Source organism: Aeromonas sp. R2-2 (assembly GCF_040908355.1).
GTDB classification, from domain to species: Bacteria; Pseudomonadota; Gammaproteobacteria; order Enterobacterales; family Aeromonadaceae; genus Aeromonas; species Aeromonas veronii.
Genome location: NZ_JBFODQ010000078.1, coordinates 40,361 through 67,169, shown reverse-complemented (window position 1 = coordinate 67,169; position 26,809 = coordinate 40,361). Strand labels below are relative to the sequence as shown.

Below are 26,809 nucleotides of genomic sequence, written 5' to 3'. Positions count from 1 at the left end.
GGCCAAGGAGAGGCCACTACCGATGGCGTGGATGGCCAGTGAACCTGACTCGATAACCCCGAGGGTAGCATTGGCGAGGGAAAGAACACGCTTAGCATGCATGTCCTGTCCAAATATATCGTCGATGTGGTTGAGGATTAGTTCGTGGTTAAACATGGGGATAGTCTGTTGGGTATTAGCTGGTCAAGGATGGCGATCATACCTCAGAAGCCGCGCCACGCCTCGCTCATATGAGGGGATGGTTAAGGATCGTTACCGGCCCGTCGCCGATGGTAAGGGTGAGTTAACGGACGCGGATGCCATTGATGCACCAGAAATCGGCCAGCAAAGAGATGGGGCAATGCGTAATAGCTGAAATAGCGGCGAAATCCCTGATAATCCCCCGGATGCTGGGCCTTGATATTGAGGGCATAGTCATCCGGCCTTGGCCCAATGGGGTAATGGCGGGTGAGCCGGTCTATCAGTTCCAAATCTTCGCCGCCGTGGCCGACAAACTGTTCATCAAATCCCCCCAGTTGCAAAAACCACTCACGGTTTATCAGCAAGCAACTGCTGGCCAGGGCAATCCCCTCAACCCGGTGGTTTTCACCGCGCAGAAACGACTCTAGACAGCCCTGAAAATCCCCATTAAAACGTTCCGTCTCTTCCTTGGTCAGATAGAGGCAGGGATACATTTCAAAAGCGCAGCGCGTTGGTAAATGGCCGCTACGTATAACTAGCTGATCTCTTAAAATTGGGGCTATCAATAAGTCAGCGTCAATAAAGAAAATTGTCCGTACACAACTATGAGCAACAGCACAATTACGATCTAATCCGGGTGAATAGGTTGAGCACATTTGAGAACTATTAATTACTGTTGCGTCAATTTTTTTTGATAAAAAATATTTTTCATTTGCTACAACATAAGTTTCCAAACCCAAAGAAAATGATATGTGTAATAAACAGGACTCTAATCTAATAAGCCCTCCAGCCCCCCAACCATTTACTCTATTTTGGAGATGAAATGGAATGACAAGACGAACCTCATTCACTTTTCAAGTATCACAAACATATTAACCCCTCTATCCTAGACATATATTAAAAACAAAAGTCCTTATGAGATCATATAACATTTCATTAGATGAAAAATATTCCACACAAGCAACATTCAATATGGTTAATATAAATTACTATTCCTGTAAAAAAGCATTCAACTTAGAAATAGTTAACTCTTGCGAGATAGGCCCATGTCCATTTTCATCATTACGGTACAAGTCTAAAATAAATGATGACTCAACATCTAACTGCTCATTTTTTAATGCACTTATGAATGGTAGGCAATGATTAATCATATGAAAAACATCTGCTGTATTTTGCATATAAATTATTTTTCGAGGAATCTTTTTATTTTTAAATCTTTTAACTAAATCAACTCTTTCACCATGTAAACTTTCAATATCTGATTCAGACATATCTGAAAAACATGTCTGAATCAGATCATCAACGTGAGATTTATAGTATTTAAGAACGTTAGTCTGACAATTATTTACTAAAACTTTAGCATTGGGGAAATTTGCAGCAACCTGCAAAGCCATAAATCCACCGGCACTGGAACCATAAAAAACAACCTCATCGACCCCTATAAACATTCTTGATATACACGCATTAATGAATGAGCACATCAGTTCTGTATAGTTAATGTTTTTTTCACCTAACAGCCACCCAATTCTTAATTCATCTGACAAATATAAAGTCGGATCATTCACAAACAAAGTATTTGCATGTATTTTGTCATGCCATGACCATCGATGATAAATTGGTGGTGATATCTTTGTGCGATCTATTGCGCCTGGGAAAAATATAACAAGCTTATTGCTATCTTTCTTTACAAAATATGCCTCAAACGTAACCCCTTCAATATTTTCGCAAATTACTGCATTATTATGACCACTAGTTAAATTATCAAATGTAACTGAAAGCAAAATCACACCACCTAAATACTAATTACTTTCATTATATGAAATATGATTATAGTGATAGTTGTAGAGGAGTTGGAAATTTCCTCTCATTCAGTGGAAAGTCCATGTATAGATCACCATTACAATTATTTTTGTGCCACTCCTTATACTTTAAGGAGTATTCTTTCCTTGCGCCCACTACCCCCAATATAGGGTCTAAACTTAAAGGACCATAAGAAGTCAATGAGCGATCATGAAAGCTAGCAATGTAATATGGGGTTTCAATATGATATATTGAATCCGGCCCATAATAACTTTCAATACGTGAAATAAATTCACTATCCGCGGAGGTTCTAACTGAATCAAAGTACCCAAGAGAATCAAGCACAAGTCTCTTGTAAAACAGTGTAATGGGTCCTTCGCGCAGAAGGTTTATTTTATGTAAACTAACCAGACTGCCACTATCAATTCGGCAACAATTTACAACTAAAGCAAGAGCGTTTACAGATAATAATTTTTCTAATTGTACTTGTAGACGCATGGGATGTGACCAATCATCAGAATCCTGAAAAGTAATATACTTTCCTCGTGAAATAGATAATCCAGTATTTTTAGCTCTATATGTACCTGAATTTTTTTTCAATCTGACAATTTTAATTCTTTTGTCTTTTTTTCCCCTTATAAACTTAGCCAACTTTCTATACGCATTTTTTTCACTATGATCATCCACAATGATCAATTCAAAATTACTGTGTGTTTGGTCTAATATTGACTGTATAGCCACCGATGTATAGTTAGACCATCCATAATTTGTCATGATCACCGAGATCATAGGTTGTAAATCATCATAGATGATAGATGCAGTTGACCTCAGGTTCATCACAGCATATGAATAATTAGTATTGTCAGCACAGGTAAAGCAACGTTGATCTTCAGGAAAGATACTAGAAAATAGTTCAAATGAAACTTTATGATTACCAGCTAAGCGAGCAGAATTTGCCAGCAACAGCTTTCTCTCAATAGCATTTTTTTGTGTATTATTAAATACACCTTCTCTCAAGCTAAGATAATTATCAGCCTCCACGAAAGCACCAAGCTGGATTAAAGAGTACGCATAATACTTGGCAAATAAAATATCAGAATCTAGTTGGTTATTGCGGATAAATGACAAACAAGCTTGATAATCTTTTTCCACCACAGATTTCAATAGAATATAATGCAAGGAATTTCGGCGACTAACTTTTAGCTTCACAGCTTCATTAATATATTCAACTGCTCTATAATAATTTTTCCGCTCACAGTAAAGATAGGAAAGATAGTAGTAAAGATCGTCACATTGCTCTCCAGCCGTCAGTCTTGAAATTATTTCATTTTCAATAACTGTAAGAGTTCCCTCTTTAAAATGGATCAGTGGCATAAGTTCTTTAGCATATTTCGGGTGACTAGTAACATATTTATATGCCGATTCAAAGTCACCTTCTGCACACATAAGCTCTACAATTGAAAATGCCCAGCGCGGCTTATTTTTCTCAGACTGAAGATCATATACTTTGCAGGCAAGCTGCAATGCTTTTCTCAAGTCTTTTTCCTTTTTACTGAGATAATACTCCTGAGATAAAACCATCAACTCAGGTATTTGAGAAGGTGCAGACTGGAGTAATTCTTTAGCCTGCTTGTATTTTCCTGTATTTCTAAGCGAGCTAACATAAAATATAAAAACTTGAGGATGTTGGCGATTATCTTCTTGTAGTTTATGAAAAACTTCAATAATCAGCCCATAGTATTGGCAGTCAAATAACAGCTTGAATAGCTTGGCAATAAAAGCGGGGCCTTTCCATGTGCATGCATTTTTAGCGAAATGCCGAACAATATTATCTTTGTTGACTCCAGACATCAATCGAATAAAGTAATATCTACTTGATGCTTTTTTAAGCTTGAAGAAGCTTTTTGAAATTTCATCTAATGTAGCACCTGAATTTGCATCCTTTAGTGCTATTAATAACGCCTTCTCATCTCCCTCTGGCAAACTAGCAATCACTTTGAATAAATAGCTTACTGCTAGCATGTCATCCGATGAACGCCCACCCTCCACCAAAGTTGCGAGGTATAAACCAACATAACTGGTTGATAAAAACCTATTCTTAGAATAGTATTGATGCAAAAACTTGACAATCAAACTATTAAGCAATGGATCTTTCAATCCTTTTATTAGAGCTATGAAAATAATTCCGTAAGAATCGTGACTATGGTACAGTTTTTCCTTTAAATAGAAAAGGTAAAGACCTTTTAACCTCCCTGTCTGCAGATAATAATTGACTAGTTTTTTATTGGTTTCAGATAATTTTTCAAAAGGCTCACTCTGCTGATACAGGTGCATTAATGCCTGTATTGCTAGATAACGTGTATGTTTATATGCATCATACCCTTTCTCCGCAAGGAATAAAATCTTCTCGGGCTGCCATTTATCAATACACCTAGAAATTTCTGAATCAATATTTTCTCTTTGTCTATTTCTCAACCCAAGCGAGTAGATAAAACATTTATAAGCTTTATCACTTTCACCTTGTTGATGAAAATAATCCCGGGCCTCATTGAGTACTCGTACAACGGCAACCGAATAAAGTACTGAGCGTATAGCCTCATTAGCATGAAGGTCATTTTTTCCTATCTCTTGGATTAAACCATGTACTAATTGGTAATTCCCTTTGACACCTTCGCTTACAATATTATTTTTTAATCGGCTTGCCTGCCTTAATGATTTAAAATTAGCTAAAAAATTACGTTTCACTTAAATTGCCATTATGATTTAAGAGCCCCTAGATAAAGGGGCTTGATATTTATATTATAGGCGACCATCAATTTGATGTATTGGCAAGACACCCTTTACATCAAAGATCACCCTATTTTGTTTGGCAAACATATCTACTTTTTTATCATAGCCTTGAACAAAACGATCATGGCCTACGGCGAAAATAATCGCATCATATGCATTAACTGCTGGTGTCTTGACAATTTCCCGACCATATTCCTCCCAACACTCATGAGTGTTGGCCCATGGATCATATACATCCACGGTTGCATTATGCGCTTCCAGTTCTTTAATTAGTTTTTCTACTTGCGTATTTCTCACATCGGGACAATTTTCTTTAAAGGTAAACCCCATAACCAAAATTCGAGACCCCACGACATGAATGTGCTTTCCATTCATCAAGCGGACGACTTTATTAGCAATATGGGAGGACATCCCCTCATTAATTCTGCGACCTGACAGGATGACTTGGGGGTAATAGCCATTCTGTTCTGCTTTATGTGCAAGATAATATGGATCTACACCAATACAATGCCCACCAACAAGACCAGGTTGCATTTTAATAAAATTCCATTTTGTTCCTGCAGCCTCAATCACATCCTTGGTGTCAATACCCAAACGATCGAAGATAAGAGCGAGCTCATTGACCAATGCAATGTTCACATCTCTTTGTGTATTCTCTATAACTTTTGCGGCTTCTGCTACTTTGATTGATGAGGCTTTATGCGTTCCAGCCGTAATGATCAAGTTATAAAGGTCATCAACAAACTGTGCGACCTCAGGTGTAGAACCTGAAGTGATCTTCTGAATGGTAGTAACTGTGTTAATTTTATCACCAGGATTGATTCGCTCGGGACTGTAACCAGCGAAGAAGTCTTTATTAAATTTCAAGCCCGAAACAGCCTCAACTTCAGGAAGTGCATCTTCTTCAGTTGCACCAGGGTAAACGGTGCTTTCATAGATAATTATGTCACCTTTCTTAACTACTTTTCCCAGCATACGGCTAGCAGCCTTCACCGGCTCCATATCTGGTGTTTTATATTCTGTTACTGGTGTAGGTACAGTTACTATGTATACATTACAATCTCGAATATCATCTAGAACATTAGTGACATCTAAATACTCTGAGTTTTTTAGTTCCTCAGTGGTGACCTCTAATGTATGGTCAATGAACTCCTGTAACTCACTCACTCTTTTAGCATTAATATCAAACCCGACTGTTGATATTTTTTTTCCAAACTCTACGGCTAGAGGCAAGCCAACATAACCAAGACCGATGACTGCTATTTTTGTATTTTTCATGTCAAACATATTATCACTCACTCTCTTTCTTTAATGAAAAAGCCTCAAAAAAATTGAGTCTCTTATAAATTCAATAGGATTGTTTATTAACTTTCTTAACTTAGGATGTCGCTTTATTATTGCTATTAAAACTGAACATAATCCACCGCCCCAAGGATTGTTTTTTTGCAATAATTGGTCCACAGCCTTCTTTTTTTCTGGGAATGCTTGTTTTTCTTCATGCAAACCATAATTCATATATGGTGATGATCTCAGCCAGTTTTCATCATGACCTATGCAAAGCATGTCTATATTGTTACTTTTACATATAACCGCGAAAGCAGGATCTACCGCAAATGGATATTTATGTAAAAGGTGAGTATCTATCTCTTTAAAAAGTTCAGTATGAAACCCCAGCACACCTGTGCCCAACAAATGACATTTTTTATTCCCTCTGAGTTCTTCTGTAAATTTATAGAAAAACTTTCTATCCCCTTTAAAACTTGCTACAGAGTCATTAAATACGACCCCATGATAGCCAACGACGGCCTTTCTGCCAGATAACTCAATAGCCTGTATAGTCTTTACGATATAGTCAGCGGGATATATAATGTCATCATCACACGGCAAATAAAAACCATCAATCCGATGCATCCAATGAAACTTACCTTCAGCTCGCCTAGCACCATCTTCATCAATAACACATACAATCTTTTCTCTAAATGCATGATTACTGATTTCATCAGGAATGCAGGTATACTCATTTAAATACAGCAAGAGATAATCTACCTGCCTAATTAAAGATTCTATTGTATCCATTAACGACTTCTTTCGAGCAGGATACGTTGCAATAGATACACAAATACTATTTCCAACTGTTTTTAACTTATCGCTTCGCTGCATTCCCACTCTAACCACATCCAAGTCACGAATAACTTCTGCTAAGTGGACTCCTGCATTTCGACTCTTTAAAACCACAGATAAATTCACAACCGAGTCATTTCTTTCTGTAAAAAAAACCGTTTTCAATAGTCCGTTCTCAACTATATTCCTCTTAAATATTTTTTTTCCAGAATTTGAATCCGCAATTAATTGCAGTGAGCTGTATAACTCAGTGTTATAAACATTGGCTTGGCAAACATAAACACTATCACCGTCTACCTCAAATGAGGTTTTTAGCTCTTTATTGAATAACTTCTGTTTTCCCTCAGCCATCACAGAGCTACCAGCACACCCGCCGACACGGCGATCTGGTAAAGCACGCTGGTAAAGTCTTTAGTAATTTGCAGCGATTTGGTTTCGACTTGCGGCAAGACAAAGATCTCGTCGCCCGGGGTGACGCGAATATCGCTATCGTCCAGTTCCCCCTTCTCTATCTGGCTAAAGGTGCCGTCGCGATGCAGCAACAGGATACGCGAGTTGCTCGCCTTCTGGGTAAAGCCGCCGGCCAAATTGATATAGTCAGCAACGGTGCGTTTCTGATCCGCCAGAATGGCGTTCGGGAACATTACATCTCCGTGCACCATCACCAGATTGGTCTGGCGCGGAATGCGGATGATGTCGCCGGGCTCAAGACGTACCTCTTCCAGGTTGGGGGCGTTGGCCAGCACCACCTGACCGCTCGGCTCGATCTCTTTGGCCCGCGCAACCCACTGCATCAGCAGATCCGCCTCGCTCTTGCGCAAGCTCGCTTCACCATCGGAGGCAGAGCGGGCGGTAAGAATGCTCGCTTCAAAGGCCTTGAGGGAGGAGCCCAGCATCTCTTTCTGGCGTACCTTGACCGAATCGCGATAGAGCTGGATGGCGCTGATATCGGCATCGCGGGTCAACTTCAGGCCGTTGAGCACTTCGCCCAACCGCGCGCCGTAGCGCAGCACCACCTCCTGTTCGCTATCGTGCTCCCCCTCAATGCGCACCGCGATGGAGGCATAGCGCTTGTCGGCGATAGCCTCTACTGTATCGCCGCTGCTGACCATTACCCTGGCCAGAGTAGCTGCATCGCTGAGGGGATAGTTATCCATCCGGATATCTTCCCCCTGATTGCGGCTGACCCGGATATGGGTGGCATCGGCATCGGGTCTGGCCAGTTGCAGCAGCTCGGCCAGGGTCATATGGGGAGTGGCCATCTCAAACTTGTTGGCATTGGCCACCTTGCCGCGCACCGTGCTCTGATAGCGCAGCGGCGCCACCACCAGGGTATCGCCATCGCGCAGCTGGGTCGGCTGCAGATTGCCGTTTAGCAAAAACTGGTAGAGGTTGAAATTGCGCAGGGTCTTGCCACCGCGCTTGAGCGCTACATCCAGATAGCTGCCCCGCTCGGGGGAGATGCCACCCGCCTTGTCGAGAAAATAGAGGATGGAATCCCCCGATTGACCGGCATAGAGGCCGGGTTGATTGACAAAGCCGGTGACGAAGATCTTGACCGGTTGGCTTACATCGAGGGTGGCGTAGACGCTGACGTTCTTCTGATAGACGCGGGTGATGGCGCCAAGCAAGGTGTCATTGAGCTGCTCGTTGCGCACCCCGGCCACCTTGACCGGCCCGACCTTGGGCAGAAAGATATTGCCCTGGTGATCGACCAGCAGGCTCTGATCAAACTCGACCCCGCCCCACAGTTGCACCTGCAGCTTGTCGCCGATGGCGATGCGGTAATCGGGGTTGAACCCGTTGAATGATTCACGGGCAAACTCGCCGCGAAACAGCCAGTTGCCAAAGACGGGATCGCGAGTCTGAGTGTCGCTCACCACCTTGCGCACCGGCGCTGCCTCTTGGGCGACGCCCAACCCGTAAGCAGGAGGGATAATCAGCGCAGTGACGAGCGCCAGCGAGGCGGCGCGGATAGTAAAGTGGATGGACGTTAACCGCCGGTTGCGGCCGGGGTAACGGGTTCGAGAGAGCAAGGTTGAAATCAAGGTAAACTCCTGCGGGCGCAAGTTTATACATTGCGCCATCGGGTATTGAAAAGGATGAGTATCAATTGGTGTAGCCACCCGCACTGGCGGGTGGCACTGGGCATCAATCCTGATGTTCGCGCAGGGTGGCGAGCCCCATCACCACCAGGCCGTAGAAGAGGCAGAGCAACACGCCAATGGTGGCGAGGCTGTAGAGGCGACGCGGGTATTGCGCCTCCTGTGCGGCACTTGGCGTGCTTACCACCAGCAGGTGCTTGAGCTTGCGATAGGCTTCGACCCGAGCCTGCTCCAGACTGACCAGCCCAGTTTTGTAGATGTCGGCCGCCAGCTGGGTCTGCACCTGCACCGCCTGATAATCTGCATTGACCTCGTTAAGCGACTGTTCGTCGTTGCTGGTCAGCCGCCGCTTCTCTTGTGCCAACTGGCGGGTCAGTGCTTCCACCCGGTCTTTGGCCGCCACCACATCAGGTGCCTTGGGGTTCATGTAGATTTGCAGCCGTTTGAGCTCGGTATCCTGACGCACCAACTCGGCCTCCAGCTCGGACACCAACCCCAGCATGGCGCTGCTGGTTGCCTCCGGGCTCATCAGCTTGTGGCGATTCTGGAACGCCAGCATCTTGTCCCGCTCGGCCTGTAACCGTTCGTGGGAACGGGCTACCTCGCTTTCTACAAAGGTGAGCTGTTCAAGGGCGACCTGATGACCCAGCCGATTGATAAAGCCCTCCCCCTCTTTCAGCATCAGGGCCACCACCTCGCGGGCATACTCTGGCTCGAATGCCTGTAGCCGGATGGTCAGGATCCCCGACAGCTCGTCGAGAGTGAGGGTGAGATGGTCACGGTAGTAGGCGAGAAACTCTTCATTGCTGGCATCCCGCGGGAGTCGTGAAAGCCAATCAGCGTGACCACTCTGATAGTGCCCCTTGAGGTCGAGCGCCTTGTCGAGCCGCTGCAGCATGTCCCATGAGCCCAGATAGGCATGCAGCACCTGCACATCCTGATGATTGCTACCCCCCAGCCCCAGCATGGAGAGGGCATCCGGCATCATCTTGAGCTGATCGGCCTGCTTGACGATGATGCTCGCTTCGCTGACATAGCGATCACTGGCGACGGCAACGTAATAGAGGGTCGCCACGCCAAAGCAGAGCAAGACCCAGAGAAAGCTGCCCAGCCTGATGGCCTTTTTCCATGAGAAACGGGCAGCCCGATATCCCTTTGAATCGATAAGGAAGCGTTTGGGGTCGCGCCTGAATTTGCGCAGCTTGCGACCGATATGCGTCTTAAGGGTGCTGGTGTTCATGACTATCCGGAGTGATGATGGCAATCGGCCCGCATCGCGCGAACCGAAATGGCATCGTGGCAAGTGATTGAAAAATAAATGTGAGAGCTGTAATTACAGGTTTTTATAGACCGCGATGGCCTCTTCTATATCTGGGTAGAGGGTCAGGCTGGCATTGTTCAGGACAATCCCCATGTCACACTGCTTGCGCAGGGTATTCATATCGTGGGAGACCATGATGAGGCTCGCCGTTTCTCGCTTCTGGTTGAAGACATCGATGCACTTTTGCTTGAACCTGGCATCCCCTACCGAGGTGATCTCGTCGGTCAGATAGATATCAAAATCAAACGCCATACTGACCGCAAACGAGAATTTGGATTTCATCCCGCTCGAGTAACCCCGGATAGGCAATTCGAAGTGCTGGCCTATCTCGGAAAAGCCCTTGACCCACTCCTCGACCCGGCGCGTGTCGTGAATGCCATGGATCCGGCAGATAAAACGGGTATTTTCACGACCCGTCATGCTGCCCTGAAATCCACCGCTCAGCGCCAGCGGCCAGGAGACCCGACTGTGGCGGGTGATCTTGCCCCGGCTTGGCATATCCATGCCGCCAAGCAGGCGCAACAGGGTGGATTTACCCGCCCCGTTGGCACCCAGAATGCCGATATTTTTATCTCCCGGCAGAGTGAAGTTCACATCCTTCAAGACATAATTACGCCCAAATTTGGTGGGGTAATATTTGCTGACATTTTCGAGGGTTATCATTTTTTAACTTGCAATCAGTCGAGGGTGGCTCAAGCGATAGGCACTCATCGCAAACGCCAGAATTATCAAGGTGGTTCCGAGCAGATAATTCCAACTTCCCCCCTGAGTTTGAAAACCGGCAATCCAGCCACTGCGTATCAATTCGAGCGCATGCACGATCGGATTCCAGAGCAGCAGATGCTGATAATTTTGCGGTACCGCCGCCAGCGGGAAAAAGACTGCCGATATCCAGAGTAGAGGACGCATCAAGATCGGAATTAATTTGTCCACTTCGGCTGAAAGACTGCTCACAATGCAGAGCAGAGTACCGAGGCCAAATGAGAAGATCATCAGGGTGCCATACCCCATGATCACCGCCAGCGGGTCATCGGGTATCGCATCAAAACCAGACCAGACCAGAATCAGGATTAATACAATAGCCACCAATATCCCTATAATGGACTCCAGTACAAATCGGGAGAACAGGGTGGCAAAGACAGTGACCTGGCGATAGCAAAATAGTCCTTTATTGGCACTGACCGCCGAAATTAGGCGATTCGCAGTACTCCTAAACATCAAAAAGGGTAAATAACCGCTGGCAATAAACACCGGCGCTTCAACCCCACCGAAACCATTACGCTGCCTGAGACCAAATATGACACAGAATACGGAGATGGTAATTAATGGGTCCAGCAAGGCCCAGGCATATCCCATGCGATAATTGCCAAAACGGGTCTTCAGCTCCCTCATCAATAATCCGAAGGTGACATCTTTTAATACCACAGCAGGACTGCGTCTTTGTATCAACATTGCGCTTTGATTGAACACCTCTGGTAATAGATAAAGATGTGGCATTAAGTTTGAATAAGCGACCTAGCACTATCGTTTGTACGCCAGGCTGTCGACTGCTAGTAAAATACCATGGCTACCGCACGGAAATGACACATTCCCGACAATAAGCTTTAATCCAATTTTCTCTTGCCATAGCTACCGCACGGAAATGACATATTCCGGTGGGCATCCATGCAAAAAAACGGCCGCCACTCTGCCGATTCATATCAGACAAAGAGGCAATGGCGCGATTTGAGTTATCCCTTCTCTGGTTGCGCGGGATGCCGGAGTTTACTTTATAAATAAACTTCCGATTTACCTTTGCTCACCAACTGGCTACTTGCCGCCATTTCCAACCCTATTGATGCTGTCTAAGAGGCTTGAAAACGGCGAGAGAAAATATATCCACACGACATGTTTGTTTCCACTCGAAACCATGACAATTGAGTGAAAAAAGGATGATTTTTCTGTGAAAAGTGAAAAAACTACCTATAAAGACGGCAATTTGAGCATTATCAAGCCACATTTGCGCAGTCGTTGAAATTTATTCTCAACAACAGATACAATGCTTGCTGCGCCGCCCCCTACAAATGGCATTCATTAACCACTCAGGCACACCCACAGCTGATATAGATAGACTCCCAAAACTCCGTAGTGCTGGATACCCTCCAGAAGCTGTCTGCAGACCTATATCGCGGTTTGGTATCTGTTGAAGGCTTAATGTTCAATGAGAATCATCGCGCATGCTTTTCTTCACGATTTTCAATCCCCTACTGCAAACAACATATCGCCAAACATGGAGCTCTCTACAGGCGTACAACTTGATATACAGACGTGATCATGGAATGTTGATTGCAGTATTGCTAACAAATAATGTACAATATCAACTTGATTTTAAACACGCCCACTATTCTAAAGTTGAATGATCTGATACTTGGTGACATTGAGATATGATTTCGCTAAACATAAATAGTGGTGAGCTACTTGTTAATGGCTCGACAACAGCACAATTGAGCAGTAGTGAAATACTGGTTTTGCAATGTTTGATGGATCAGCCAGACGTACTGGTATCCAAAGAGGCGTTGATGGAGGCTGGCTGGCCCAGCAAGGTTGTACAGCAAAATTCGTTGACCGTCGCCATAAAAAACATCAGAAAAGCGTTAGCAGAAATTACCGATGGTCCCATAATTGAAACGCGTCATCGGCGAGGATATATATTTCACTCTGTCTTGAACGCCAATGATAACATTGAGTCTGACATATCCATAGATAGCCCTGCCGTTGACCAAGATACTTCTTTTGAAATAGAAAAATCGATTTTTAGCCATCAATACAAGCTCCATAAATTAGGCTCCACTTTTGTTAATGTTATTTTTTACAGCGCGTTCACGCTTGTTGCATTATGGTCGTTATTCATTACCACCCTCGACACGCCAATAAGCTGCAATAAGATCAACAATGCAAATCTCTGTGGCTATTCAGAGCTCAGTGATGATGAAATAACAAAAATCGAGCAAACCGTTGGTGAATCTGAAGGAACTTACCTCTATGGATATGATAAAGAATTGGGTCAGCTTCAAATCCATAAAATGGATTAGTTTCACTCTATTGCTAGTTTATTCTGCAACGCCATTTATCAATGGGCTCGGATGTGATTATCAGCAACAATATGAGCGTGATGATTTCTCATTTTACTCAACCTGCAAGTTTGGTTATGCCAAGAGCGTTGTACATGACAAGGCCACGGGTGAAGTGCTTAAACATGAAGGCTTGTTAGGGAAACGTGGTGATACTGTCATTTTCATTGCAAATAGAGTGACTCGAACAACACCACATCAGGATCTCCATAGCAATGTGTATTCGGTGATGCACAACGACTTTCTCTATATTGCCAAGATCATTCATAAAGATAAGGAAGATTGGATTGTCATGACCTATCCCTACTACCGCCTGCAGAAGGTCAAAACGCTCGGTAAGCAGTCTCTCTGGTAACCAAACGATCCAAATCGAATTCACAGTGGTTCAAACTCTTGCAGCATAAAAGGCCTCATTTAACCCCCTAACAGGCATGAGTTATCCTCGGGAAGATCACGCCAAAGAGGTGTCTGGTTCCCATCCACTGGAATAGTCCAAGCTGACCAACCTCGAACGCAAAATAGAGGAATTTTCACTAAGAGCTGGAATGAAAAAATGTCCAACGCTGTTCAGTGATGTTCTATGCCAGTCAATACCCGATGGCATATTGAATGGTACATCAGCAAAAGTAAAATAATGAAAAAGCCCAACCTATTCAATAGGTTGGGCTTGGTATGTGGCGGAGAGACAGGGATTCGAACCCTGGGTGGCATTGCTGCCACAATTGATTTCGAGTCAATCCCGTTCGGCCACTCCGGCATCTCTCCGTGGGGAGAGAGTTTTACCCAAGCTGGGCCGAGGATGCAACAAAAATTTCTTATATATCAAATGGCTGAATCAGATATCTGAGAGCAGGCTCACATTGCTTTACGCACGGCTTACGTTGCGAGGCCACTCTTGTATGGCCCTGTATCCACCCGCTCGCACACCCAGCCATTATCCACGTCGTGATATTCCCCCATTGCCATCAGGCGTCTATTTTTCCTGCTTGGCGCTCAAATTTATGGGTGATGCCGATTTTGGCAGGTTTCCTATGTATCCCCACATCATTGCGGGTGCGCAGCAAGCTGGTAATCATGGGCTGATTGAGGAACAATCGCGCCATTCTGGCGGCTGTGTTGATGATGTTCCGCCCCGATTGAACTGATGGATCTCCTTATGCAATTGCCAAAACTCATGCCCCTCTCCATAACGCCTGCCCTTTCCATGCTGCTGGCAGCCATCCTGCTTTGCGCCGCGCCGGCAGAGGCCAAACGCTACCCGCTGCCACCTGCCGGGAGTCGCCTCATCGGTGAGCTGGAGGATTACATTATCCAACAGAATGAACATCTGGAGCTGGTTGGCAAAAATACGCAAATTGGATTTTTGGCACTGCTTGAGGCAAATCCGGGTGTAGATCCCTATTTACCCAAGCCGGGTACCCGCTTGACGCTTCCCACCCAGATGCTGCTGCCTGATGTGCCTCGCGAGGGGATCGTCATCAATCTGCCCGAACTGCGTCTCTACTACTTCCCCAAAGGGAAGAGCGAGGTCATCGTGCTGCCCATCGGGATTGGCGATATCGGCCGCGAAACACCCGAGATGACCACGACGGTCATCGAGAAGAATCCCAACCCGACCTGGGTGCCCGGCCCCATGGTGCGCAAATCCTGGCTGGAGCAAAAAGGGATCACCCTGCCCGCCGTAGTGCCCCCCGGCCCGGAGAATCCCCTTGGCAAGTTCGCCATGCGCCTTGGCTATGGCAAGCGCGACTACCTGATCCACGGCACCAACAAGGATTTTGGCGTTGGCCTGCGGGTAAGTGCAGGCTGCATCCGGCTGCGACCTGACGATATCGAGGCCCTGTTCAAGATTGTGCCGATCGGCACGCCGGTACGGGTCATCAATCAACCGGTCAAGGTGGCCATCGAACCGGATGGTCGGCGCTGGCTGGAGGTACACTCCCCGCTCTCCCGCACCGAAGATGAGCTTGAAAATGGCGCCCCACTGGTGCTATCTCCGGCCATAGAGAGCTTTATCAGTGCACCTGACGTGATGCAGGATGAGGTGACGGCGGCGCTGGAGAGCAAAAACGGCCTGCCCCGCACCATCAGCAGCCAACTTGTCAGTGGCTAAGTCACCAGCGCCCGAGTCGCACCGGAGTCACCTTACCTCATGAAATTCCTGCCCCTCCTGCTCCTGTTGGCCTGTCACTCCTTGTGGGCCAAGGACATCCTCTGGATGAACAATGGCGATCGTCTGACCGGTACCATCGAAGAGATTGGCGATGAGTCGGTACGCATCTCTTTGCCCTATACCGGTGCCGTTACCGTCAAGCGAGATGCCATCAAGCGCTGGCGACTAGAGCATCAGGATAAACCCAAGGCGACCGCCAAAGGTGGATTCACCCTGTTCAAGGATGAGCAGGATGAACGCAAGGCCTGGCTCTGGACCGGTAGTGGCGATCTCAACATCAAGCTCAAACACAAGGACAAGCACACCAACAACGTCAACTTCAAGGGCAAGACCGAGTTGGCCAATCTGGACTGGCGCTACAGCTTCTCCGGAGAGTACTCCTACGAAACGTCTGACAGCGTCACCGATAACCACGACTACAAACTGAACCCGACCATTGACTACTTTTTCGATCAGCAGTGGTTTGTGCGCAGCTCGCTCAATGCCGAATATGACATGCTGGAAAGCAACTACCTCAGCCTCGACTATGGTACCGGGCCGGGTTACCGCTTCTGGAACGAGAAGCGCCGTCGGCTGGAGTTCGTAGCACAAGGGGGTCTGCGCAAGGCCTACTTCAGAGAAGAGAGCGGGATTGGGTTGCTCTTCAAAGGCAACCGAATCATCGACTACCCCTTTGCCAGCATGAACTGGGATTATCGCCAACCCATCCCGATATGGCGGGAAAAACTGGAGCTGTTCAGTCAGGGGCGCTATCTGCTCTATCTGGATCAACCCTCACCCTATATCACTCTGAATCGAGATGTGACCGGCAGCGTGGGCCTGCGCTACTACTTCAACGACCACCTGCGCCTCTCCTGGTCGAGCGAGATGGAGTGGGAAGATGGCGAAGTACATTTCGTCGGTCTCGAGCAAAAGTACAAAGAGACCGAATTCAGGCACCTGCTCAATCTGGGCGCCAGTTTCTGAGTCAACTGCAAACAGAAAGAGGAGCCAAGTTGGCTCCTCTTTCTGTTTTGGTCATCACCTGCCATGGCACTTCTCCGATGATGGAGCAGGCAACAGATGAGAAACCGGCCGTAGGCTCAGATCAGCCCCCAAGCGGCAATCTGGTAGATCCATACCATCGCCAACAGGGTACCGACCAGCCCCATGATGACGCCGATGCGCACCATCTGGTGACTCTCCACCAGACCGGTGGCGTGGGCTAGCGCATTGGGCGGGGTACTGATGGGCAGCGACATTCCAAGCGAGACCGAGATGGTAACCGCCAGGATCAGGGTATGACTGCCGCCCCACTCGGCCAGCTCCGGCATGCTGACCGCCAGTGCCGCCACCAGTGGCAGCAGCAGATTGGCGGTTGCGGTATTGGACATAAAGTTGGCCATCACCACTGCCAGCAGACAGGCGCCGACCAGCACCGCCAGCGTGGAGTATTCGTGGAACGGAATATGGGTGATGAGCCGCTCGGCCAACCCGGAGTCCTCCAGCGCCAGCCCCAGCGCGATACCGCCCGAGACCAGCCAGAGCACGTCGAGGGAGATCTTGTGCAGATCGTCCTTGGTGATGATGCCGGTGGTCAGGAACACCGCTACCGGGATCATGGCGACCACGTAGGAGCTCATGCCGTGCAGATCCCCCAGCAGCCAGAGCACTATGGTGGTGATAAAGGTGAGGTAGACCACCCAGGCGCGAGGGGTCTGCATAAAGCGCCCCTCAATCTTGAGATCCATCCGCTTGAGGGTGCTCGGGAAGAAGCGCCCCAGCAGAAACCAGCCAAGCAGCAACAGCAATACCACAAAGGGCACCGCAAATCCCATCCACTGACCGAACGAGATGGCATGCTCGCCGGTCAGGTATTTGAGGGCCACTGCGTTGGGCGGAGTGCCGATGGGAGTGCCGATCCCGCCGAGGTTGGCCGCCAGCGGAATGGCCAGCACAAAGCCGATTTTGGCCGGGTCCTTGTCGGGGAACGCAGCCAGCACCGGGGTAAGGATGGCCAGCATCATGGCGGTGGTGGCGGTATTGCTCATAAACATGGAGAAGGTGGCGGTGATCAACATCAGCCCCAGCATGACGATCCGGGGGTCCTGACCGAACGGGCGCAGCAGCACCCGCGCCAGATTGACGTCCAGATGGTATTTGGTCGCCGCAATGGCGAGGAAAAAACCGCCGAGAAACAGCATGATAACCGGCGAGGCAAAGGTCGCCATCACCTCGGTGGACTTGAGCAGCTCACCAAAGCCCGGCTCTGCCTTGTCGGCAGTCATGAACCAGAGCCCCTTGTCGGAGAGCAGCAGCAGCTCCAGCACGATGATCAGCACCGAGGTAGCAAAGATAGGGATGGGCTCCAGGATCCAGCAGAGGGCGGCCAGCACGAAAATGGCCACGACCCGCTGCTCGATGACGGTGATCCCCTCCAGCGGGATCCAGTGGGTCGGGATCAGCAGGATGGTGAGGCTCAGCAGCAGTGGCAGAATAATCTTGTTATTGATGGGCACTATTGTCTCCAGGATCGGGAGTAAGAAGCCAATAGTGGCATAACATGCTATCGCCTCACGCGGCTATCTCGCCAAAATGAGAGCTGGCTAACTGCACGGCGCACCGTTTTGTGAGTCATATCAAGCTGGGGTCGGCGCGCTATGGCTGACGCCTCAACCCTTGCAACAAACAGGCAAAAAAACGGGCCCGCTGTTCGTTGCACACGACAGCGGGCCCGTTTCACCATTCATGCCGATGAGGGGGCTCAGAAGTAGATGCGGGTCACCGACTCGATGACGCAACCCGGGCGGCGGATCCCTTCGATCTCAACCTTGATCTCTTTGAGCAACTCCAATCCGCCCTTGATGGGGGTGACCCGGGCCAGCTTGGTGCGGGCGCGGATGTTGCTGTCCACCTTGATGGGGTATGGGAAACGCACCTGATCCAGCCCGAAGTTCACCACCATGCGGGCGGTCGGAAACTCGGGGGTGGCCTCGTCGACCGAGCCGGTCAACTGCGGCAGCAGCGCCAGGGTCAGGAAGCCGTGAGCGATGGTGGTCTTGAAGGGGGACTCGGCGGCCGCACGCTCCGGATCGGTGTGGATCCACTGGTGATCCCCGGTCACGGCAGCAAACTGATCGATCATCTGCTGGCTGACGTGCAGCCACTCGCCGACATGGGTCTCTTCACCAATGCGGGCCTGCAGGGCGGCATAAAGCTCGGCCGCCTCGGCCCCCAGCTCAACTGCGGGTTCCTGAGCCACGGCAGGCTGACCGTTGGCTACTTGTGCCACGGTTGCTGCATCCTGTTGCTGCTCGCTCTGGGACTCGGCTTGCAAGTCCAGCACACGACCCAGCAAAGGGTGAAGATGTGCCTTTTGCTGAAACTCACGCCAGTAGTCGCGGATCGCCGGAGAGAGCCAATCCTTGAGCTCAAAGGGGTGCTGCGCCAGAATTTCGCGCTTGCGCTTCAGAAAATCGACAACTTTCATCTACCGATCCCTATTTGATTCAATGCCTGTAAAGAGGTCTAACCAGTCCTATTTTATTAAAGTTTCAGCTGTAAGTGCAAAAAAATCTCGGCGTACACCTGTACCAAGGCGGAAGTAACTACTTACACCATGTAAACCAGCACGATCTGCCAATGAGGAAATCGATTGCCAAAGATGCCGCCAGCAGGGGAAATTCGCGGGGCTCATCATGAAAAAAGGCCCTCATCGGGCCTTGTGGTGGGGACTCAGCGCGCGCTCGACCAGCCGCAACGCAATCCCTCCTCATCCAGAAAGGACCAGGCGAGGATCCGGCTCACCTTGTTGCCCTGCGCCATGTCGATCACCCGTACCTGACGCGCACCCACCCGGCTCAACGCCTTTTTCGCCCCCGACAGGTTCTCTTTTTTCGACACCAGCGAGCTGAACCAGAGGCACTGAGTGGCAAACTCCTTGCTCTGGGCAATCATGTTGGCCAGAAACGCCGCCTCGCCCCCTTCGCACCAGAGCTCGGCCTTCTGGCCGCCGAAGTTGAGCACAGGAGCGCCTGTCACCTCCTTGCCCAGATTGCGCAGCTTGCGCTCCGTCCCCTTGCTCGCTTCTTCCAGCGACGCATGGAACGGCGGATTGCACAGCGTCAGAGCGAAGCGCTCCTTCGGCCCTATGATGCCGCGAAACACATGGTTGGGGTTACCCTGCAAACGACACTCAATCTGGTTGCCGAGTCCGTTGCTCCTGGCTAGCAGGGTGGCCGCCTTGACCGAGACCGGATCGATATCCGATCCAACAAAACGCCAGCCATATTCGCGGGCACCCAGCAACGGATAGATGCAGTTTGCCCCCACCCCGATATCCAGCACCCTCACCCCCTTGCCGGTAGGGAGCTGGCCTGAGCTCTCGGCCAGCAGGTCGGCCGCCCAGTGCAGGTAGTCCACCCGTCCCGGGATAGGCGGGCAGAGGTAACCGGCAGGCAAGTCCCAGTGGGCAATCCCGTAGTGATGGGCCAGCAGGGCGCGATTGAGAGTCTTCACTGCATCGGGATCGGCAAAATCGATGGTGCGGGTGCCGTAGTCATTGATAAAGACATGAGCGGCCAATTCGGGAGTTCGCAGGCAGAGCGCCTCAAAGTCGTAACCCGCCTGATGGCGATTACGGGAGTGAAGTCCGGATTTGCGGTCGCCCGACTTGGGGCCACCGGCTGATGGGATGCGGGGTTTCATGCTGAGCCTGCCGAAGAAAACGGGCCCACACTATAGTGATTTGACTCGGGAAAGTCTAAACGAGGGCAATAAAAAACCGGGCTATCGAGCCCGGTTCAAGTGAGGTTGGAAAAACAGTCCGTACTGCGAGCCGTTTGTCCAGCCTGACTCAGATATCGATCCGGCGAGCTTGCCAGAACTTGTTGCGCCAATATTGGCTATCCAGCTTGGAGCGTGTCACACCGGCGCGAGTCGAGGCGTGGATGAATTCACCATTGCCGACATAGATACCAACGTGGTTGAGACGACGATTGATTTTGAAGAAGACCAGGTCACCCTCGACCAGATCCTGCTTGGAAACGCGCGTCCCTTCATGGACTTGGGAGCGGGTATCGCGGGGTAATTCGATACCGACGGCATTGCGGAACACTTCACGGGCAAAGGCGGAACAGTCGATACCGCGCTGGCTGCTGCCACCCATACGGTACGGAACACCACGCCACTCTTTATATACAGTCAGGATTTCATTCACATCGGGTGTCTGGGAAGCTTCCGGTTCGATGACAGGTTCAACCATGGAAACTTCGATCTTGCTCGCGACCTCGGGTTGGGGTGCCGAGGCACAACCCACCATTCCGAGCGCGACCAGCAGTAGCATCAGGTGGCGCAATCCTTTATCCCCGCTAAATAGTAAATCTTGTTAAAATACGGCCCCAAAGGGCAATTTATAAGGCAACAGCACCCGACTATATCCAAGAATTCTATCGAGGCAAGTGAAAATCCCTATCAAGCTCACATTTTTGCAAGGAAATGCACGATTTTTCATAATTAATGTGATCATGCCCAAACAATATACAATCGCAAAAAGAGCCTTGAGCCTCATAGATAACTGGCTTTTATCCCTGCTTCAGCACCTTTTTAAAGTGAAAAATCATGATCGAAACCGATCTTTTTTTGTTAAAACCGGCCAGGGTATGCCAGGAACTGCTTGCTCAATTGCCTGAATGGCTGTCAACCGATGAGCAGCATATCTGGCAAGCCATGACCCATCCTGAACGGCGTCAGGAATATCTGGTGAGCCGCGCCCTGCTGCGCCAGCTATTGGCTGAGCGGCTGCAACAACCTGCCGCCAGTCTGCAATTTTGCAACGGCCCCCACGGCAAGCCCCGACTGCATGATGATGCTTGGCAGTTCAATCTGAGCCACAGTGGCAGCTGGCTGGTGTTGGCGCTCTGCCCGCATGGGCCGCTTGGGGTGGATATCGAACTGGGCAAACGGCGGCATCATCCCCTCCCCCTGGCCCGCCGGTTTTATGCACAGAGTGAATATGAGTGGCTCTGCGCACTGCCTGCCCAAGAGCAGGAGAGTGCCTTCTACCGGCTCTGGTCGCGCAAGGAGGCGGTACTGAAAGCCCACGGTGGCGGCATAGCGGCGGGACTGGAGAAGGTACGGTTTCTCCCGGAGGAAGGATGGCGACTCGACAACCGACTCGATGACACCCCTTATCAGGTACAGGATTGGCCCTTTGCCAGCGGCTGGTTCAGTCTCGCGGCGACGGCAGCCCCCGTGACCTTTTACCGGCTGGATGAGCGCTTGAATTGCCACTCGCTTAACCCCATGTTACTCAACACCCTTTCTGAAGAGTCCAACTCATGATCGTCGACATTACTCCCCAGAATTTTCACGCTGAACTTATCGATGCGTCCATGAAGAAGCCGGTCGTCATCTATTTCCATGCTCCGCAGATGCCGGAGTGCCAGGGGATGACACCGCTGATCGAATCACTGGTTGGGCCCGCCAATGAGCAGGTCACCCTGGCCAAGGTGGATATGAACGATCCCCAACTGCAACCGCTGGCCAGCCAGCTCGGCCTGCGCGCCCTGCCCGCATTGGTGCTGTTCCATCAGGGTCGCCCTGACGAACAGGGGATCATCGAAGGGCCGCAGGATGAAGCCACCCTGCGCCAGTATTTCTCCGCCTTCGCCCCCAAAGAAGAGGAAGAGTTGCTGGCCAAGGGACAACAGGCGCTGGCTGACGAGCAGCCCAGCATCGCCTATGCCCATCTGACCAAGGCACACCAGCTGGCTCCTGAACGTCACGACATCAGCCTGTGGCTCATTCAAGCTGCCCTCGACCTCAACCTGCTGGATGAAGCGCAGGAGCGCCTCGGCACCATCCCGATGGCGGCGCAGGATGGCCACTTCCATACCCTGAGCTCACGACTGGCGCTGGCCCTGCAAGCGGCAGACAGCCCGGAGCTGCGCGCGCTGGAAGCCCGCCATGCAGAACAGCCTGATGATTTTGCCCTGACTCAGGATCTGGCGGTGCAATACAACCAGGCAGGCCGTCAGGAAGAGGCGTTGGGACTGCTGCTGGAGATCCTCAAGCGGGATTTGGCATTCGGCGATGCCAGAAAGACCTATCTCGATATTCTGGCGACCATGGGCAGCACACCGGCGGCACAGAGCTACCGTCGCAAACTCTATAGTCTGCTCTACTGATCGGAATCGAACTGGCTGGTAATGATGGGGGAGTGCCGGGAGACCGGCATGACCTCATGGGTCAAGTACGAAAAAGGTGCTGTGGGAATAGTGGAGATACGGTGAATTTCAGGCAAAAAAAAATGGCGCAAAACTGCGCCATTTTTTTCGCATGGATTACTTCTTGTAGGAAGTAGCCATGTTGTCGATGCGCTGGTTAGCACGCATAGCTTCTTGCTTGGCTTCGGCAACATCAGCAGCGATTTTGGACTGATCAGCACGAACTGCGCTAACATCTTGAGCCAGTTGGTCAACTTTGTTAGACAGATTCTGAACGGAAGTTTCCAGTTCGCTGGTGTTTGCACAACCGCCCAGCAGAGCGGACAGACCAACAACACCTACCAACAACAATTTTTTCATTTTTTAAAGCTCCCTTGAACTCGCCAGACGTTTAGCAAGCGGCGTGATTATGGCACAAAAAAATCCTACTTTGCATAGTCCCCACCACAGATAAATGCATTAAAACCCTCATTTTTTTTTGAATGAACAGTTTTTGTCCAGATTCGTCTAAAAAATGAGTGCCGTGTGGTGGGGGCACGGACAAAGGTTAACCAAATTTTTGCCTTATTACAATTTCGTATGAGGCTCAGGCTGTACGTTCTGACAACAATTGACGATATTGCACCAGATCCTCGATGGTCAGCACCGGCATCTGGTGCTTGCGACCGAACGCAACCAAGTCTGGCAGACGCGCCATCGAGCCATCTTCTTTGGTCAATTCACACAACACACCAAACGGTTTGAGGCCAGCCAGCTGCATCAGATCGACCGTCGCTTCGGTATGACCACGGCGGGTAAGCACCCCACCGGTTCGCGCACGCAGCGGGAAAACATGACCCGGGCGGTGCAGATCACCCGGTTTGGCGCCGTCTGCGATGGCTGCACGGATAGTGGTGATGCGATCAGCCGCCGAGACACCGGTCGTGACCCCCTGCGCCGCTTCGATGGTCACGGTAAAGGCGGTCTGGTAGTGGCTGGAGTTGGCCTCCACCATCATCGGCAGTTCGAGCTGGCGAACCCGCTCGTCGGGCAGGCAGAGGCAGACGATGCCGGAGCACTCGCGGATCATCAGCGCCATCTGTTCATTGGTCATGGATTCGGCGGCGAAAATGAGGTCGCCCTCGTTCTCCCGATCTTCATCGTCGGCCACCAGCACGCCGCCTCCGGCACGCAAGGCAGACAGCGCCGTTTCGACACGGGCAACGGGATCACCGAATTCACTGAGTAGAGACTGATTCATGGTAAAACTCCTAAACAAGACAAGGACCAGAATCAGGGCATGGAAAGGCAGACAGAGACGGGCATGCAGCGGCAAGCCCACAAGGGCCAACACGGCAAGGTCTGTCTTATCCTCTTTCATCCGGACTATGACCGTCGGCTCCGGCATCTCACCGGATCTGCTGACCCCGACCCGGCAATCAGCCAAGTCGGGCGCTCGCGGGCTCCCCGAGTCAATCGGGATACCGCCGGTGGGGAATTGCACCCCGCCCTGAGAATAAGCGCAGACAGCCTAAAGAAAAACGGTTGCAGATACCAGTCAAAATCCCCCGCAGGCTGAAAACCGTTTCAACATTGCGCCCGGGATCCCGCTCTGCGGCCCGCTCGCCAGCACGAGAGGCCATGACTGGCGAATTTCTTTATGGCGCGGATCGGTTTATGGCATAGTTCCCGAAACCAAAAAACAGGGCCCGAAAAGAGAGCCTGAACAACGCTGCCGGCGCAGACAGCAGCGCCAACACCACAAACGGAAAATGACAGAGATGGAAAAGAAAATACTGCTCACGGATTGCCCGGATGCCAAAGGGCTCATCGCCAAGATCACCAACATCTGCTACAAGCACCAGCTCAACATCATCAAGAACGATGAGTTTGTGGATCACGAGAATGGCCGCTTCTTCATGCGTACCGAGCTGGAGGGGCGCTTCAACGACGAGACCCTGCTGGCCGACCTCGATGATGCCCTACCCACCGGTGCCCAGCGCCGTCTGGTCAAGGCGGGCAAGAAGCGCATCGTCATTCTGGTGACCAAAGAGACCCACTGCCTCGGCGATATTCTGATGAAGAACTACGCGGGCGCGCTGGATATGGATATCGTCGCGGTGATCGGCAACTACGACACCCTGGCCGAGCTCACCGGCAAGTTCGATATCCCGTTCCACACCGTCAGTCACGATGATCTGAGCCGGACCGAACATGAAGAGCAGGTTCGCGCCATTATCGACAGCTATGAGCCTGACTATGTGATCCTGGCCAAGTACATGCGGGTGCTGACCCCGAGCTTCGTCGAGGCCTATCCGCGCAAGATCCTCAACATCCACCACTCCTTCCTGCCCGCCTTCATCGGTGCCCGCCCCTATCGCCAGGCATTCGATCGCGGGGTCAAACTGATCGGCGCCACCGCCCACTTCGTGACCGACGATCTGGATGAAGGCCCCATTGTCGAACAGGACGTGATCCACGTCGGTCACGCCTTCAGTGCGGACGACATGGCCAAGGCGGGTCGGGATGTGGAGAAATCGGTGCTGAGCCGCGCGCTGGAGCTGGTACTGAACGAGCGGGTGTTCGTCTACGGCAACAAGACGGTGGTCTTCAAGTAATCCGCCCACATGGCTCGTATGCAAACGCCAGAAACAACAACGGCTCCCGCGGGAGCCGTTGTTGTTTTTGCGCAAAATATCAGAGCGGCAGATCGTTTACCGTCACCGCGCCCTTCTCCAGCTTCAGCTCGGAGGTCAGCGCTTGCTTGTCGGCCTTCAGATAACCCATCAGGGTCAGCTGATCGAGCATGGGGGCCAGTTGCGGCACCGCCTTGCCCAACTTGTCGCTGAGGCTGGCATGCAGCACGCCGGAGAGGGCCTGCATCCCCGCGTCGCTGTTGAACAGCTGCTCCAGCGAGGTGGAGGCCAGCTTCACGTCCCCCTTCATGGTCACCGCCTCACCGTTGAGCTTGGCGCTGAGATCGGCCAGTTCAAGGGTCGCGCCACGTTTGAGCATCTTGTCCAGCGCCTGCTGGATGGCGGCATCTTCAACCCCCTTGCCACCGGCGGCCTGCAGCCCCTGATACCCTTCCAGATCCAGACCGTTGAGGTTGAGCGCCAACTTGCTGTCGGTCACCGCCAGGGTGTCGGTCTCGTTCTCCAGATCCAGCTTGGCAATTTTCATCTGATAGCTGCTGGAGAGGGTCTGGGCATCATCACCGGTCAGCTGAGTCTCGGTGGTCATCCCCTGCAGGGCGACCTTGACGCTGTCAGGCAGTTGCACCGTGAGGGCCGAGAGGGTCATCTCGCTCTGGGGCGAGAGGAGCACACCGCTGATCTCGGCAATGTCGGCACTCCCTTTCAGATCAGCCAGCACCAAGTCCATCTTGCTCTGCTCTTCATGGACCGTCATCCCCTGCCAGGTCATGGTGAGGTGACCATTCCCCTCCAGATTGCCGTGGAACTCGCCGCTCAGGGGCAGGAAGCTGAACTCGTCCAGCCCCTGTTTGATCTTGAATTCATTGGCCCAGAAACGGCTGCTGTTACCCTGGGTCCAGAGACTGGTGACCGACTCCAGACCGAGTTCCCACTGCTCCATGCCCAGTGCGGTGAAAACCGGCGCTAGCGTGCCATTATGGGTATCGAGCAGGAAGTGGCTCTTGATGTAGAGCGGCAGGATCTGGCTCTTGACCACCAGTTGCAACTCGATGGGCTGACTGCCCTCCAGCTCGCTGTCGATGGCAGCCAGCTCCTCCGGCGTTACCACGACCTTCAGGATCCCGTCACGGGTGAAAAGGTTGCTGCTGCCCGGCTGCCATTGCATGTCGAGCCCACTCTCTTTCTCCACCTTGGCGATCTGCTCCGCCATGATGTTGTCGAAGCTGTTGCCCGTGTACCAGCACGCAGCCAGACCACCACCTACCAGTGCCGCACCCACGGCGAGGGCCACTATCTTTTTCATATATCCATGTGTCTCCAGGGAGTTGTCACTGCACTCTACGGGGCGGACTCGGGGCTAGGCAAGTC

General features: G+C 50.6%; 23 protein-coding genes, 1 tRNA gene, 1 pseudogene and 1 riboswitch. Of the genes and pseudogenes, 7 read left to right on the top strand and 18 right to left on the bottom strand.

Annotated features, from left to right (window positions below; genetic code table 11):
• From AB5Z09_RS17085 to AB5Z09_RS17040, 10 genes and pseudogenes are all read right to left on the bottom strand, one after another.
• A pseudogene (locus AB5Z09_RS17085) lies at positions 1 to 156 on the bottom strand (IS4 family transposase); the annotation flags it as partial.
• A gap of 86 nt (positions 157 to 242) precedes the next feature.
• Positions 243 to 1,031, bottom strand: coding sequence for a galactosyltransferase-related protein (locus AB5Z09_RS17080; protein ID WP_368195797.1), 789 nt, complete (start codon positions 1,029 to 1,031; stop codon positions 243 to 245).
• A 138-nt stretch (positions 1,032 to 1,169) separates the two neighbouring features.
• On the bottom strand, positions 1,170 to 1,961 hold the full coding sequence (locus AB5Z09_RS17075) for a prolyl oligopeptidase family serine peptidase (RefSeq protein ID WP_159157246.1): 792 nt from the start codon (positions 1,959 to 1,961) through the stop codon (positions 1,170 to 1,172).
• A gap of 46 nt (positions 1,962 to 2,007) precedes the next feature.
• A complete protein-coding gene (locus tag AB5Z09_RS17070) occupies positions 2,008 to 4,725 on the bottom strand; it encodes a glycosyltransferase family 2 protein (protein WP_368195796.1) in 2,718 nt (905 codons plus the stop codon).
• 54 nt (positions 4,726 to 4,779) lie between these two features.
• Positions 4,780 to 6,057, bottom strand: coding sequence for a nucleotide sugar dehydrogenase (locus AB5Z09_RS17065; RefSeq protein ID WP_159157248.1), 1,278 nt, complete (start codon positions 6,055 to 6,057; stop codon positions 4,780 to 4,782).
• Positions 6,058 to 6,078: 21 nt separating this feature from the next.
• A complete protein-coding gene (locus AB5Z09_RS17060; RefSeq protein ID WP_368195795.1) occupies positions 6,079 to 7,242 on the bottom strand; it encodes a hypothetical protein in 1,164 nt (387 codons plus the stop codon).
• Positions 7,242 to 8,831, bottom strand: a complete 1,590-nt coding sequence (locus tag AB5Z09_RS17055) for a polysaccharide biosynthesis/export family protein (protein ID WP_201298864.1) — start codon at positions 8,829 to 8,831, stop codon at positions 7,242 to 7,244. The genes AB5Z09_RS17060 and AB5Z09_RS17055 overlap by 1 nt, the downstream gene beginning before the upstream one ends.
• A 211-nt stretch (positions 8,832 to 9,042) precedes the next feature.
• Positions 9,043 to 10,236, bottom strand: coding sequence for a sugar transporter (locus AB5Z09_RS17050; protein ID WP_159157250.1), 1,194 nt, complete (start codon positions 10,234 to 10,236; stop codon positions 9,043 to 9,045).
• Between the two features lie 93 nt (positions 10,237 to 10,329).
• Positions 10,330 to 10,980, bottom strand: coding sequence for an ABC transporter ATP-binding protein (locus AB5Z09_RS17045; RefSeq protein ID WP_159157251.1), 651 nt, complete (start codon positions 10,978 to 10,980; stop codon positions 10,330 to 10,332).
• A gap of 3 nt (positions 10,981 to 10,983) precedes the next feature.
• The gene (locus AB5Z09_RS17040) at positions 10,984 to 11,769 is read right to left on the bottom strand and encodes an ABC transporter permease (protein WP_159157252.1); all 786 of its coding nucleotides are present in this window, start codon (positions 11,767 to 11,769) and stop codon (positions 10,984 to 10,986) included.
• A gap of 971 nt (positions 11,770 to 12,740) precedes the next feature.
• Between AB5Z09_RS17040 and AB5Z09_RS17035 the strand changes: the two genes are divergently transcribed.
• Together AB5Z09_RS17035 and AB5Z09_RS17030 are read left to right on the top strand one after the other, a co-directional pair.
• Entirely contained in the window at positions 12,741 to 13,388 is a 648-nt protein-coding gene (locus AB5Z09_RS17035; protein ID WP_368195794.1) for a transcriptional regulator, read from the top strand.
• A complete protein-coding gene (locus tag AB5Z09_RS17030) occupies positions 13,339 to 13,782 on the top strand; it encodes a hypothetical protein (protein ID WP_133249541.1) in 444 nt (147 codons plus the stop codon). Before AB5Z09_RS17035 ends, AB5Z09_RS17030 begins: the two co-directional genes overlap by 50 nt.
• A 320-nt stretch (positions 13,783 to 14,102) precedes the next feature.
• On the opposite strand, the gene AB5Z09_RS17025 is transcribed toward AB5Z09_RS17030, so the two are convergent.
• Positions 14,103 to 14,192: transfer RNA gene (locus AB5Z09_RS17025), tRNA-Ser, on the bottom strand.
• A 439-nt stretch (positions 14,193 to 14,631) separates the two neighbouring features.
• Between AB5Z09_RS17025 and AB5Z09_RS17020 the strand changes: the two genes are divergently transcribed.
• Together AB5Z09_RS17020 and AB5Z09_RS17015 are read left to right on the top strand one after the other, a co-directional pair.
• Complete coding sequence (locus AB5Z09_RS17020; protein ID WP_368195798.1) at positions 14,632 to 15,540, top strand: L,D-transpeptidase family protein; 909 nt, start codon at positions 14,632 to 14,634, stop codon at positions 15,538 to 15,540.
• A 39-nt stretch (positions 15,541 to 15,579) separates the two neighbouring features.
• On the top strand, positions 15,580 to 16,566 hold the full coding sequence (locus tag AB5Z09_RS17015; protein ID WP_139428353.1) for a DUF481 domain-containing protein: 987 nt from the start codon (positions 15,580 to 15,582) through the stop codon (positions 16,564 to 16,566).
• Between the two features lie 116 nt (positions 16,567 to 16,682).
• On the opposite strand, the gene AB5Z09_RS17010 is transcribed toward AB5Z09_RS17015, so the two are convergent.
• The 4 genes from AB5Z09_RS17010 to AB5Z09_RS16995 all read right to left on the bottom strand — a co-directional run bounded on the left by AB5Z09_RS17010 (position 16,683) and on the right by AB5Z09_RS16995 (position 20,923).
• Positions 16,683 to 18,098: a DASS family sodium-coupled anion symporter gene (locus AB5Z09_RS17010; RefSeq protein ID WP_005353291.1), complete on the bottom strand. Its 1,416-nt coding sequence runs from the start codon at positions 18,096 to 18,098 to the stop codon at positions 16,683 to 16,685.
• Positions 18,099 to 18,343: 245 nt separating this feature from the next.
• Entirely contained in the window at positions 18,344 to 19,069 is a 726-nt protein-coding gene (locus AB5Z09_RS17005) for a MaoC family dehydratase (protein WP_019445964.1), read from the bottom strand.
• A gap of 245 nt (positions 19,070 to 19,314) precedes the next feature.
• Positions 19,315 to 20,286, bottom strand: coding sequence for a 23S rRNA (adenine(1618)-N(6))-methyltransferase RlmF (gene rlmF, locus AB5Z09_RS17000; RefSeq protein ID WP_139731119.1), 972 nt, complete (start codon positions 20,284 to 20,286; stop codon positions 19,315 to 19,317).
• A 148-nt stretch (positions 20,287 to 20,434) separates the two neighbouring features.
• Positions 20,435 to 20,923, bottom strand: coding sequence for a C40 family peptidase (locus tag AB5Z09_RS16995; protein WP_005334331.1), 489 nt, complete (start codon positions 20,921 to 20,923; stop codon positions 20,435 to 20,437).
• Positions 20,924 to 21,198: 275 nt separating this feature from the next.
• Between AB5Z09_RS16995 and AB5Z09_RS16990 the strand changes: the two genes are divergently transcribed.
• Together AB5Z09_RS16990 and AB5Z09_RS16985 are read left to right on the top strand one after the other, a co-directional pair.
• Positions 21,199 to 21,921, top strand: coding sequence for a 4'-phosphopantetheinyl transferase superfamily protein (locus AB5Z09_RS16990; RefSeq protein ID WP_236316185.1), 723 nt, complete (start codon positions 21,199 to 21,201; stop codon positions 21,919 to 21,921).
• The gene (locus AB5Z09_RS16985) at positions 21,918 to 22,766 is read left to right on the top strand and encodes a tetratricopeptide repeat protein (protein ID WP_236316187.1); all 849 of its coding nucleotides are present in this window, start codon (positions 21,918 to 21,920) and stop codon (positions 22,764 to 22,766) included. Before AB5Z09_RS16990 ends, AB5Z09_RS16985 begins: the two co-directional genes overlap by 4 nt.
• Positions 22,767 to 22,922: 156 nt before the next feature.
• Here the strand turns inward: AB5Z09_RS16985 and AB5Z09_RS16980 are convergent, their stop codons facing one another.
• On the bottom strand, positions 22,923 to 23,165 hold the full coding sequence (locus AB5Z09_RS16980) for an Lpp/OprI family alanine-zipper lipoprotein (RefSeq protein WP_005334342.1): 243 nt from the start codon (positions 23,163 to 23,165) through the stop codon (positions 22,923 to 22,925).
• A 226-nt stretch (positions 23,166 to 23,391) separates the two neighbouring features.
• Positions 23,392 to 24,045, bottom strand: a complete 654-nt coding sequence (ribB, locus tag AB5Z09_RS16975; protein ID WP_139428348.1) for a 3,4-dihydroxy-2-butanone-4-phosphate synthase — start codon at positions 24,043 to 24,045, stop codon at positions 23,392 to 23,394.
• A gap of 104 nt (positions 24,046 to 24,149) precedes the next feature.
• Positions 24,150 to 24,306: riboswitch (FMN riboswitch) on the bottom strand.
• A gap of 259 nt (positions 24,307 to 24,565) precedes the next feature.
• On the opposite strand from ribB, the gene purU reads away from it, so the two are divergent.
• Positions 24,566 to 25,402 carry a formyltetrahydrofolate deformylase gene (gene purU, locus AB5Z09_RS16970; RefSeq protein WP_019445959.1) on the top strand — a complete coding sequence of 279 codons (837 nt, stop codon included), beginning with the start codon at positions 24,566 to 24,568 and terminating at the stop codon, positions 25,400 to 25,402.
• A gap of 79 nt (positions 25,403 to 25,481) precedes the next feature.
• Here the strand turns inward: purU and AB5Z09_RS16965 are convergent, their stop codons facing one another.
• Complete coding sequence (locus AB5Z09_RS16965) at positions 25,482 to 26,744, bottom strand: DUF945 family protein (RefSeq protein WP_042055459.1); 1,263 nt, start codon at positions 26,742 to 26,744, stop codon at positions 25,482 to 25,484.
• Positions 26,745 to 26,809 lie beyond the last annotated feature (65 nt).